This is a genomic window from Janthinobacterium sp. HH106 (assembly GCF_001758725.1).
Taxonomy (GTDB): Bacteria; Pseudomonadota; Gammaproteobacteria; order Burkholderiales; family Burkholderiaceae_D; genus Janthinobacterium.
The window spans coordinates 13,508-25,706 of sequence record NZ_LRIC01000038.1 but is presented as its reverse complement, the minus strand read 5'-3'; the positions used below and the strand labels follow the sequence as shown (position 1 = coordinate 25,706).

Genomic DNA, 12,199 nt, shown 5'->3' with positions numbered 1-12,199 from the left:
GCCGCCACGGTCACTGACCCTGGCGGTTTTTTCATGCGTGGCGTATTAATCAGTAGACGACGGGATTGGGCAACGGCGACGGTGCCACCTTGGGCTGCACCACCGTTTCCGGCACGGCAGCCGGCGGCGGCTTCACGGCGACGGGTGCGGGCGGCGGCGCCAGACGGGCCGGGTCTTGCATGACGATGGTCAGGATCGATGGGTAGTCGAAGCCGGCGCCCGTGTTGCGGTCGACGAAATAGCCGACGCCCAGGGTCAGGATGACATTGCCCCATACGCTGCCATTGAGCTTGGGATCGATGTGGTCGTCCGTCGCGATGGCGGGCGAACCGTGCTTGCGGCAATCGACTTTCAACGGTTCCTGGCTCTTGCGGATGGTGATGCGTCCCGGCGTGGTGACGAACCACTTGCCCACGTCGTTGCTGAGGATGCAGCCGGCGCCCGTCAGTTCGCGGTTGTCCTGGATGGTTTGCACCAGCACCATCTGGTCCGTGTTGCCCGTCAGGGTGGCGCAGCCGCCCAGGCCAAACAGCAGCAGCGTCCTGGCGGCAAAGGCGGCAAGGGCGGCAGACGATGGCACGCGCATGGGAAGCTCGCTTAACGGACGGGGATCGGCTGGTCGCCAGGCACGGCGACGGCGGTGACGCTGTTTTTCGGGCTGCCCTCGATCAGGCGGTCGGAATACACGAGGTAGACCAGCGCATTGCGCTTGCTGTCGACCATGCGCACGACGCGCACGTGCTTGAAGAAGATCGAGGCGCGCTCGGTGAACACTTCTTCCTGGCGCGGCAGCTTGCCCTTGAATTGCAGCGGCCCCACCTGGCGGCAAGCCACGGCCGCATCGGCCTTGTCTTCGGCCAGGCCGACGGCGCCCTTGATGCCGCCCGTCTTGGCGCGCGACAGATAGCAGCTGACGCCGGCGACGCGCGGATCATCATACGCTTCAACGACAATTTTATGGTCAGGGCCGATCAGTTTGAACACCGTATCGACCGAACCGATGGTTTCGGCATGCGCCGCGGCGCAGGCAAAGCCCAGCACCAAAGCGGCAGGCAGCAATTTACGCATGAAAAGTATCCCGGGCACGCACGCAGGCGGCCATCAGTTGATGGGAGCGAAACGCTGGACCATGACGCCTTCGACTTCGATCAGTTGAAAAAAAACGTCTTTCGGACGGGTCCAGATGGAACCGTCGGCGGCGCGATAGACGATCATCGGCGTCAGATCCGCTTCCAGCGTGGCTTCGCACACGAGTTCGTAAATGCCGCCCTTATAGTGCCGATAACGCATCGCCGTCCCCTCAAGCCGTTGAATCTTCGCTCTTGTCGTCGGCCAGCGCCTTCTGCTTCTGCTTCAGGCCCTGGATCACTTTCAGTATGCCTTCCATGCCGGCCGCGCCATCGGCGCCGCTGAAGGCGTCGAGCACCTCATTAAGCACCTTGTTGCGTACGGTCGCTTCATCGGAGGACATTTCCAGCGCGCGCTGGGCTTTCGCCGCCTTTTCGGCCGCGCTCACGCGCGGCTTGGTCGCCGTCTTGCCATGCGTCAGAGCCGCCTGCCAGATAACCCAGCGGCGCTGGGTCTCGAAAATCAGGTACTCATCCGGTTTGTCTTCTCTTCGCCGCACAATGTGGCCGTCACGCTGCGCCCACGCTTCAAATGCAGTTCGCATTTTCTTCCTTTGCAAATGCTACGCGCAAGTCTCACTATTAAAACTGCAACATTTCAAAATAGTACCATCTATTGATGTCGCAAAACAGTCTCATAGATACAGTACTGCAATTTATATAACAAGTCTGGCGGCGCCAGGGACGGAATTAACGTTCCGTCCCCGGCACAGTGGTCATGTAATCGGAATAGCAATTACAACTAATTACAACTGCTTCCTGTTCGGTTCTTAACTTGGCTGTAACAAAGCCGTGTGACACAGTTGTTACATTGTGCCATTTTAGTAGTTTTTATCGCGTTTTAGCGAGAAACTTTACACCTTTGTCGCGCCCAACGGCAAGACGCAGCCTGCCATGCCAGCCACTTATGCCAAATCAAACATAGGGGTTGATCAATGATACACAAAAACATAATATTCATGCGCCACGATTGGTTAAATGCAAATACTTTGTTAACACGGCTTTTTCCCCGCCCGTCAATCAAGCCCATGCCCGGCAGGCGGGGCAGGACGCCATCGACACGCATGCGGTAAGATTCGCGCCTATCGTCACCTACTCAAGCAAGGATTTTTCCCATGAAACTCGCCACCTGGAACGTCAACTCGCTCAAAGTGCGCCTGCCGCAAGTGCTGCAGTGGCTGACCGACAACCCGGTCGACATACTGTGCCTGCAAGAAACCAAGCTCACGGATGACAAGTTCCCCGTCGCCGAGATCGAGGCTGCCGGCTACCAGGTGGTCTTCAGCGGCCAGAAGACCTACAACGGCGTGGCCATCCTGTCGAAGCTGCCGATCACCGACGTGGTAAAGAACAACCCGCGCTATGACGATGCGCAGCAGCGCATCCTGGCCGCCACCATAGGCGGCGTGCGGGTCGTCTGCGCCTACGTGCCGAACGGCCAGAGCGTCGACTCGGACAAATACGAATACAAGCTGGGCTGGCTGGCCGCCCTGCACGACTGGCTGGCCGAAGAAGCGCAGCAGCACCCGCAGCTGGCCGTCGTCGGCGATTACAATATCGCGCCCGACGACCGCGACGTGCACGATCCCGTCGCCTGGGCAGGCCAGGTGCTGGTCTCGGACAAGGAACGCGCCGCCCTGCAGCGCCTGCTCGACATCGGCTTGACGGACGCTTTCCGCCTGTTCGAACAGGCGGAAAAATCGTTCAGCTGGTGGGATTACCGCCAGCTGGGCTTCCGCCTGAACAAGGGCCTGCGCATCGACCACATCCTGCTCTCGCCCGCTCTCGCAGCCCGCTGCACGGCCTGCGTGATCGACCGCGTGCCGCGCAAGTGGGAACAACCGTCCGACCATGCGCCGGTGGTGGCAACGATCGATTAACTAAGGGCTATCCGCTCCAGCAAGGCCTGCGCATTGACCGCCGGCACGGGCGCGGAAAACAGATAGCCCTGCGCATAGCGGCAACCGTTCGCCTGCAGCAGCGCGAACTGCTCCTCCGTTTCCACGCCCTCGGCCACGGCCGACAATTGCAGGCTGTCGGCCAGCGCGATGATGGCCGACACGATGGCGCGGTCTTCCGCGCTGTGCTCGAGGTCCTTGATGAAGGCGCGGTCGATCTTGACCTTCTTCACGGGGAAGCGCTTCAGGTAGGCCAGGCTGGAATAACCGGTGCCGAAATCGTCGATCGACAGGCGCAGGCCCATGCCATTGATCTGCCGCAGGATCTCCAGGGTATGCTCGCCGTGCTGCATCAGCGCCGTCTCGGTGATCTCGAATTCCAGCAGCGACGGATCGATCCCCGTTTCCCGCACCACGGCGCCAATCGCCGCCACCAGGCCCTTGTGCATGAACTGGCGCGGCGACAGATTCACGGCCAGCGGCACCGGCTGCAAGCCCTGGCGCTGCCAGGCCATGCTTTGCTCGCACGCCTGGCGCATCACCCACTCGCCCACCGGCACGATCAAGCCGTTTTCTTCCATGATGGGGATGAAGCGGTCCGGCAGCACCAGGCCGTGGCCCGGACGGCGCCAGCGCAGCAGCACTTCCATGCCGTGCAGGCGGCGCGTGGCGATATCGATGACCGGCTGGTAAAACAGTTCAAACTGCTGCAGCGCCAGCGCCGTGCGCAAGCTGCTTTCCAGATCGAAGTGCAGGGCCGCCGCCTGGTTCATCGTCTGCGTGAAGAACTGGTAGTTGTTGCGGCCGTTGCCCTTGGCGTGGTACATGGCCGCATCGGCATGGCGCATCAGGGCGTCGACATCGCCGCCATCGTCCGGATACACGCAGATGCCGATCGACGGCGTCACGTGCAGCACGTGGCCGTCGAGCGGAAAGGCGGGCGTGAGCGCCTCGATGATCTTCTCGGCCACGCGCGCCGCTTCCTCGCCGCCACGGATGCCCGGCACCAGGACGACGAATTCATCGCCGCCCAGGCGCGCCACCGTGTCGCTGGCGCGCACGGCGCCGCACAGCCGCGCGGCCACTTCCTTGAGCAGCAGATCGCCCGTCATGTGGCCCAGCGAATCGTTGATGGTTTTGAAACGATCGAGGTCGATGAACATCACGGCCAGCTTGCGTTCCGAGCGCTGCGAGGCCAGCATGGCCCGTTCCAGCCGGTCCGACAGCAGCGCGCGGTTCGGCAAGCCCGTCAGGTTGTCGTGGTAAGCCATGTGGTGCACCCGCGCCTCGGCCTGGCGCCGCTCGACGATTTCGCCCTGCAGCAGCAGGTTGGCGCCGGCCAGTTCGGCCGTGCGTTCCTGCACGCGCAATTCCAGTTCGTCGCGCGCGCGGCGCACCGCCTCGGCCGCCTCGCGGCGCGCCGTCACGTCGTCGACCAGCCACACGGAACGGCCATGCGCATGCGCCAGGTCGAACGGCCGGCCGGACAGGCGCGCCCAGAAACGGCTGCCATCCTTGCGCACCAGCTGGTATTCCGACATGTGCACCCTGCCCGCATCGAAATCGCGCGCCGTCTCGCCGCGCGCCACCTTCCACGCGGCCACGTCCGGATACAGGGCCTGCACCGACAGGCCGTTGATCTCGCCGGGTCCATAGCCGAACAGCTCTTCCATCTTGCTGTTGGCGCGCAAATTGTAGCCCCCCTCTATCACCGAGATGCCCAGCACGGCGCTGTCGAGGATGGCCTGGTTTTCCAGCAGCGCGTTGCGCAGCGATTCTTCGGCGCGCTTGGCTTCCGTGCGGTCCTCGATGATCCAGATGGTGCCGGCGGCCGGGTCGTCCGGGTTGACGACATAGGCGATCAGCTGCGCCCACAGAGTGCTGCCGTCGCGGCGCATCATCTCCACTTCCGTCTGGAAGGGCTTGCCGACGGACAGGAAGGGAAACGCGGCCGCGCCCAATAAATCGTACGATTGCTGCGACACGTACAGCGCGCGCCCGGGCAAGCCCAGCGCCTCGTCGCCGCTGTAGCCGAACATCGCGGCAAAGCCCAGGTTATAGCGCGTGATCTGGCGGTTTTTGGTGTACAGGATGCTGACCGAGGCATTCGTCATGATGGCCGCCACCTCCATCTGCGCCTGGCGGCTGGCCGTGATGTCTTCGAGGATCCAGATGGCGCCCTGCTCGCTGTGCGCCTGGTCGACGGCCTTGGCGCGGATGCGGCACCAGAACAGGCTGCCATCGCGGCGGCGGAACAGCGATTCGTCCTGCTCGTACGGCAAGCCCTGTCCCAGCAGCGGCGTCGCCTGCACGCCGAATGCCTCGTAGGCGGCCGGCGAGGGAAACAGTTCGGCGGCGGGCATGGCCGTCATCTCCTCCTGCGCGTAGCCGAACATTTCGGCGAAGCGGGGATTGCAGCGCAGGATCAGGCGCGAACGCGAAAACAGGATGCCGACGGAGGCATTATCGAGGATGGCCTGCTGCTTGAGCATCAGCTGGCGCGTCGCCTCCTCGGCCGCCTTTTGCGCGCTGCGGTCATCGAACAGCCAGATCGTGTCACGCAGCGCGCGGTCGGGCTGGTTTTCCGGGTTCAGCACATAGCCGTAGGCCAGCGCCCAGAAGGTCGAACCGTCGCGGCGGCGCATCTCCATCTCGCCCTGGAACGGCAGGCCGCGCCGCAGCAGGGGCGCAGCCTGCCGCACGACGTTCTCGTAGGCCGCGCGCGACGGATACAGGTCGGCGACGGCCAGGCCCACGCCGCTGTCGCCATCGAAGCCGAAGCATTCGGCGAAGCGCCGGTTGTAGCGCAGCACGCCCTTGTCGCGCTGAAAACCGATGGCCAGCGGCGCGTTGTCCATCACGGCCTGCATTTCCAGCATCGCGCGGCGCAGCTGGTCTTCATCGCGCCGGTGGTCGCTGATATCCTCGATGATCCACACCGTGCCGTCATGCGTATTCAAGGGATCGACGGCGCGCCCGTGCAGGCGGCTCCAGAACAGGCTGCCATCCTGGCGCCGCAATTCCAGCTCCGTGCGGTACGGCTTGCCCTTCGACAGCAGCGGCGCCGCTTCCAGCCCCAGCGCGCGGCAATGCTCAGCGGAGCGGTAGAGCACCGCGCCCGGCATGCCCGTCAGCTGGTGGCGCGCATAGCCGAGCATCTCGGCGGCGCGGATATTGCATTCCTCGATGAAGCCGCCCTTGGAAAAGATGATGCCGACGGCCGCGCTTTCCAGGATGGCCTGCTGTTCCAGCAGGGTCTTGCGCAAGGCTTGCTGGTCGCGCTGCTGCACGCGGATGTCGGCAAACACGAGGGTCGCGCCCGGCAAGCCATCGTCCACCAGCAGCGGCATCGACCATACCTGCACGGCGATGGCGCCCGCCTCCCCTTGCAGGCTGCTGTCCCACTGCCGCTCGCGCCCGGCCGCACCGAGCGCGCCGCGCAGCATGCTGCTGCTCGACGCGCGGTAGGCGTCCGTAAAACAGTCGGCCAGCAGCCGGCCCGATATATCCCTGCCCAGCAAGGACTGCAAGGCGCCATTCGCGGCCACCACCATGCCGCAGGCATCGCAGGCGCACGCGGGCAAGGCGATCAGCTGCAAGGCATCGGCAATGAAATCGGGACTGGTCGGTACGCGGTTCATGGACACCATGGTTCGGTTGTTGGCGGTCGAAATGCACCTGGGCAATATATTCATCAGGCATCATAGTGCTGTTAGATCATAAACCAGTTTCCCGGGGTTTTTTCATATTCCTTATTGGCAATATCTGAAACGCCACAGACCACTTGCAACACGCTTGTTGCAACGCCGTTGCACAGCAAAAATATGAAACAAATCGTTTAGAATAAAGCATGCGCCGCCCTCCCCAACCTCCGCTCGACCACCGCGACAAACCCGTCATCTGGACCGTCTCCGTCTCGCGGCTGTTCGACCTGTTCCGCGACATCACGCTCGAATACGACGACCTGGCGACGATCGAGCCGATCAACCTGGGCTTCGACGACGCCGTGCGCCACATCCGCGAACGCATGGCCACGGAGCGCTGCGACGCCGTCATTGCGGCCGGTTCCAACGGCGCCTACCTGAAAGGCCGGCTGTCGGTACCCGTCATCATCGCCAAGGCCAGCGGCTACGACGTGATGCAGGCGCTGGCGCGCGCGCGGCGCATCTCGCCGCACATCGGCGTCGTCACCTACCAGGATCCGATGCCGGAACTGGGCGAATTTGCCGCCACCTTCGGCTTCCAGATCGCGCAGCGCACCTACGCCACCGAGGAAGACGCGCGCGCGCAGATCAATGAACTGAAGGCCGAGGGCGTCAAAGCCGTCGTCGGCGCGGGCCTCGTCACCGACCTGGCCGAGGAAGCGGGCCTGGCCGCCGTCTTCGTGTATTCGGCCACGGCCATCCGGCGCGCCTTCGACGACGCGCTGGAACTGGCGCGCCTGACCCAGATCGAATCGAACCGGGGGCGGCGCGCGGTGGTGGCCGACACCCTGCGCGCGCGCCACGGCCTGCACGATTTGCGCGGCGAATCGGAGGCGATGGAAGCGCTGCGCCAGTCGGTGGTGCTGTATGCGCGCTCGCCGGCGACGGTGCTGATCCAGGGCGAGACGGGCAGCGGCAAGGAACTGGTGGCGCAGGCCATCCACCGCGAAAGCCCGCGCAGCCTGGGCGCGAACCGGCCCTTCATCGCCATCAATTGCGGCGCCATCGCCGAATCCCTGCTGGAATCGGAACTGTTCGGCCACGAGGACGGGGCGTTTACGGGCGCGCGCCGGGGCGGCCATGCGGGCCTGTTCGAGGCGGCCAACCACGGCACCCTGTTCCTCGACGAAATCGGCGAAATGCCGCTGGCCCTGCAAACGCGGCTGCTGCGCGTGCTGGAAGAGCGCGAAGTGGTGCGCGTGGGCGGCACGCGGCCCATCGCCATCAATGTGCGCATCATCAGCGCCACGCACTGCGACCTGGAGCAGCGCATCCGCGAAGGACGCTTCCGCGCCGACCTGTTCTACCGCCTGGCCGTGCTGCGCCTGCATTTGCCCGCCTTGCGCGAACGCGCCAGCGACATTCCCGGCCTGGCCGAATGGTCGCTGAAAAACGCGCTGGCCGCGCTGGGCGCCCGCCCGCACCCCAACCTGCACGCGGAAATCCAGGCTTGCGCGCCGCTGCTGCGCCGCTACGGCTGGCCCGGCAACGTGCGCGAACTGCGCAACCTGGCCGAGCGCCTGGCCCTGTTCCTGGCCGCCGAACCGCTGCAGGCGCTCACGCCCGCCTTCGTGCTGGGCGTGGCGCCGGAACTGGGCAACGCTGCCGGCACGGCCGCGCCGCAGCCGGCACCGGCCGCCGCCGCGCCGCCGCGCCAGGAAGACGAAAGCGCCAGCGCCGTGCTGGCGCGCTTCGGCGGGCGTCGCGACGCCGCCGCCCATTACCTCGGCATCAGCCGCACCACGCTGTGGCGCCGCCTGCGCGCCGGCTGATTTTTTCACTCAGACGAACAACATTATGGACGACTGGCCTCACCTGCACGATCTATGGCAGCGCGGCACGGGACACGGCGGCGCGGGCGGCACCAGCGGATTGGCTCGCACCAGGACGTGCCGTCCACCGCCGACCTGCGCCATCACGAGCAGTACGGCTATCTGGTGCCACGCCTCAAGACCGCCTGCAGCCTGTAACGGAATTACTTCAGCGCGGGGATCGGCTGCGCCTGGAACGCGGGGCGCGGCTGCTCCTTGAGCTTTTTCGCCAGCATGTCGAGCGCCACTTCCAGCTGGCGGTCGGCGCCATTGAAGGTGGCGTGCGGCGGATTTTCCACCTCGACGTCCGGCACCACGCCCACGCCTTCGATCAGCCACTGGCCGTCGATGCCGAACTGGCCGTTTTCCGCCACGCGCGCCATGCCGTTGTCGGCCAGGCGCGTATTGTCGCTGAGCCAGACGCCGGCGCCGGCCGTGCGCTTGCCCACCAGCGGCGCCAGTTTCAATGCCTTGATGCCGGCGGCGAAGGTCTCGCCATCGGAATACGTGAGTTCATCGACCAGCACGACCAGATGGCCGCGGAAGGTGTTCTGCATGTTCGACGATGGCTGCACGCCCGGCGGCGCCCAGTAGGCCCAGGCCTTGCGCAGCAGTTTTTCGATGATCCAGCTGTCGATATTGCCGCCGTTATTGCGCCGCACATCGATGATCAGGCCTTCGCGGTTGATGTTCGCATAAAAATCGCGCGCGAACGAGGCGATGTCGTTGGGGCCCATGGCGCGCAGGTGCAGGTAGCCGATGCGCCCCTGCGAGACGGCGGCCACCTGCTCGGCGCGGCTCAATTCCCAGTCGCCATAACGCAGCGCCGTCTGTTTCGCCATGTTGACGGGCGTGACGATGACGGCGCGCGGCGCGCCCTTGCCATTGCCCCGTTTGACCTGCAGCAGCACCTGCTTGTCGGCCTGGTTCAGCAGAAAATCGCTGATGTCGCGCGCGCCCAGGACGTCCTTGCCGTTGACGGCCGTGATCACGTCGCCCTCCTTCACATCCACCTCGGGGCGCGACAGCGGAGCGCGCGCCGAGGGCAGTTCCGCCTCGCTGCGGTAGACATGCTCGACCCGGTAGCCCTCGCTGGTGCGCGCCAGCACGGCGCCCAGGCCCGCCGGCGCGCCTTCCTGCTCCGTGCGGCGCAATTCGCCGGGACGGATCTGCGAATGCAGGGCGCCCACTTCGGCCACCATCATGCCCAGCACGTCATTGAGCTCGGCCCGGTCCGTGACCCGCTCGACCAGCGGTGCATATTTGTCGCGCGCCGCCTTCCAGTCCACGCCGCGCATCTTCGCGTCGTACAGGAAATCGCGGTGCAAGCGCCACGCATCGTTGAACATCTGCTTCCATTCCAGGCGCGGGTTCGACACAAACGTCCAGTCGTCGACTTTTACTTTCGCCTTCGACAGGTCGGACGGCAGCTTGGCTCCCGCCTCGATCACCAGCATTTCGCCCGGGCCTGTGGCCGCTGCGCTGGTTGCTGTCCTGTAATACAAATGCTTTTTATCCTGTGCCAGGTCGAATTCGCGCACATTGGCCACCAGCAGTTCCGGCTTGGAGCCGGCATTGCCGATGGCCAGGGTTTTCAGGCTGAACTTGTTCTCGCCGCTGTCGCGCTCGAGGAAATACAGGCGCTTGTCATCGATGGCCAGCGCACTGTAATTGCCGGCCGCCAGCGGCACTTCATACAGGCGCTCGGCCAGCCCCTTGAAGACGACGTCCGGCAGGGCGGCCGGCGTTTTCTTCACGGCCGACTTGCCACCCGCCTTTTCCAATGCCTTTTCCGCCGCCGATTCGGCCGCCTTTTCATCATCCGTCTCGGCCGGTTTCACTCCCGGGCGGCTCAGCTCATCGTCGGGCTGGAACGGAAAACGGTTGCCCGGCTGCAGCGCCAGCGCATACACGCCGATGCGCTTGTCGAACACGGGGCCCATGTTGCGATCGCCCCAGGGCGAGCCATTGGCCACCTGAAAATTGCGCGCCGACATGAAATACAGCCAGCGCCCGTCAGGCGAAAACACGGGCGAGCCGGAGGTATAGCGGTCGCTGGTGACGAACTGCAACTGCTTCGACGCCAGGTTGTACAAGCCGATCTGCTCGCGCTGCTCGCTGCTGGCCACGCGCACGATGGCCAGGTTGCGGCTGTCGGGCGACCATTGCACTTCGTCGTGCTTGTCCACGCCCGCCTTGCCCGCGTCGTCGATCAGCTGGTTGCCCCTGGTGGCCAGGTCTAGCAGCCAGAAACGGCCCTTCTTGTCCGTGTGCGCCAGCCAACGCCCGTCCGGCGACGGATACAGCTTCCAGCGGTGATTATCTCCCTGCGTCGTCAGCTGCTCGCCCTTGCCCGAGCCATCGGCCGCGTACTTCCAGATTTCGTTTTCTCCGCTCGTGTCGACGATGGCGAACACGGATTTCTCGTCGCTGGAAAAGACGGCATCGCGCGCCCGCGCCCCGTCGGGAATGGCGATGTCGACTCTGCGCAGGCGGCCCGTGCCGGCGATGCTGACCTTGCCGCGCGCCGTCAGGATGATGCGCTCATCCTTGCCCGACAGCTGCACATTGCTCAAGGTGTCGAGCGGCGAGCGGATCTGGCGCGCGCGCTGCTGGTCGAAATCGGAGACAAGGCTGATCGGCAATGGCGATGAATCCGTCCCTGCGACCAGGTCCAGTACCTGCAGGTCTGCGCCCAATTGATACACAATCTTGCCGTCGCCCAGCTGCGCGTTGCGCACGTCCCACTGCGTGTGGCTGGTCAAGGCGCGGCGGTCGGAGCCGTCGGGCAGCATGCTCCACAGGTTGTCGCTGCCGCCCTCGTCGCTGATGTAATACACGCGGCCCTGCCACCACATGGGGCGCTTGTTGTTGCCTGCCAACACAGCGGGCTCCGCGTGCATGCGTACGGCCTCGCCCTTGCCGTCGAGCTCATAGCGCCACAAGGTGGCATGCGCGCCGCCCCGGTAGTTGCGCACATTGTCATTCGTCATGGCCAGGCCGAAACGCGTGAAGAACAGGGTCTTGCCGGCGTCGTCGAGCACGGCGTCGTTGGCGTCGGCCACGGGAAACACGCGCCGCGTCTGTTTCACGGGATCGATGGCGGCGACGATGCGGCGCGAGGCGGGACCGTCCGTATTTTGCGTGCTGACCAGCACTTCGCCCTGCACCGTCCAGCCCAGCACCAGCACGCCGCCATTGTCAAAGGAAATACGGCGCGGCAAGCCGCCGGCCAGCGGCATCACATACGCTTCCTGCGCCCCTTCGTAGGCGGCGGAAAACGCCAGCCACTGGCCGTCGCGCGAAATCGCCGCGTTCGTTTCATAGCCGGGATGCGTGGTCAGGCGCTGGGCCGCACCACCGCGCACGCTGCTTTTCCACAAGTCCCCTTCGGCCGTGAAGACGACGGTATCGCCGCGCACGGCGGGAAAGCGGAAATAACTGCCGGCGGGCGCGGCAGCGGCGGCGTTGCCCAGCAAGCCGGCGGACAACAGGAGCAAGGAGAGATTGCGGGAAATTTTCATGTGGCATCCAGATAGCGGTCAGGTGGCATGGACATCATGTCGATACCGGACAGCAATTCTGGCATACCTGTAGCCAAAGAAAACCTTCTTTATTGTCCATAAAAACGTAAAAAAACCCGCGCCACTTGCGTGGGC

Annotated in this window: 8 protein-coding genes; 2 read left to right on the top strand and 6 right to left on the bottom strand. The window is 64.7% G+C overall.

Annotated features, from left to right (window positions below):
• Window positions 1-49 precede the first annotated feature (49 nt).
• The 4 genes from JAB8_RS15510 to JAB8_RS15495 are packed head-to-tail and all read right to left on the bottom strand — an operon-like array spanning window position 50 to window position 1,672.
• The gene (locus JAB8_RS15510) at window positions 50-586 is read right to left on the bottom strand and encodes a hypothetical protein (RefSeq protein ID WP_070290518.1); all 537 of its coding nucleotides are present in this window, start codon (window positions 584-586) and stop codon (window positions 50-52) included.
• An 11-nt stretch (window positions 587-597) separates the two neighbouring features.
• The gene (locus JAB8_RS15505) at window positions 598-1,068 is read right to left on the bottom strand and encodes a CreA family protein (RefSeq protein WP_070219479.1); all 471 of its coding nucleotides are present in this window, start codon (window positions 1,066-1,068) and stop codon (window positions 598-600) included.
• A gap of 33 nt (window positions 1,069-1,101) precedes the next feature.
• Window positions 1,102-1,290, bottom strand: a complete 189-nt coding sequence (locus tag JAB8_RS15500) for a DUF1653 domain-containing protein (protein ID WP_034782199.1) — start codon at window positions 1,288-1,290, stop codon at window positions 1,102-1,104.
• A gap of 10 nt (window positions 1,291-1,300) precedes the next feature.
• Window positions 1,301-1,672, bottom strand: coding sequence for a hypothetical protein (locus JAB8_RS15495; RefSeq protein WP_070219480.1), 372 nt, complete (start codon window positions 1,670-1,672; stop codon window positions 1,301-1,303).
• 570 nt (window positions 1,673-2,242) lie between these two features.
• Between JAB8_RS15495 and xth the strand changes: the two genes are divergently transcribed.
• Window positions 2,243-3,007 (top strand): exodeoxyribonuclease III, encoded by a 765-nt coding sequence (gene xth / locus JAB8_RS15490; RefSeq protein ID WP_070290517.1) that lies wholly within the window; start codon window positions 2,243-2,245, stop codon window positions 3,005-3,007.
• Here the strand turns inward: xth and JAB8_RS15485 are convergent.
• On the bottom strand, window positions 3,004-6,666 hold the full coding sequence (locus JAB8_RS15485) for an EAL domain-containing protein (protein WP_070290530.1): 3,663 nt from the start codon (window positions 6,664-6,666) through the stop codon (window positions 3,004-3,006). The two genes, xth and JAB8_RS15485, sit on opposite strands and share 4 nt — an antisense overlap.
• 209 nt (window positions 6,667-6,875) lie before the next feature.
• On the opposite strand from JAB8_RS15485, the gene prpR reads away from it, so the two are divergent.
• A complete protein-coding gene (gene prpR / locus JAB8_RS15480; protein WP_070290516.1) occupies window positions 6,876-8,501 on the top strand; it encodes a propionate catabolism operon regulatory protein PrpR in 1,626 nt (541 codons plus the stop codon).
• Window positions 8,502-8,704: 203 nt separating this feature from the next.
• On the opposite strand, the gene JAB8_RS15475 is transcribed toward prpR, so the two are convergent.
• Window positions 8,705-12,064: a S41 family peptidase gene (locus JAB8_RS15475; protein ID WP_070290515.1), complete on the bottom strand. Its 3,360-nt coding sequence runs from the start codon at window positions 12,062-12,064 to the stop codon at window positions 8,705-8,707.
• Between the last annotated feature and the right edge of the window lie 135 nt (window positions 12,065-12,199).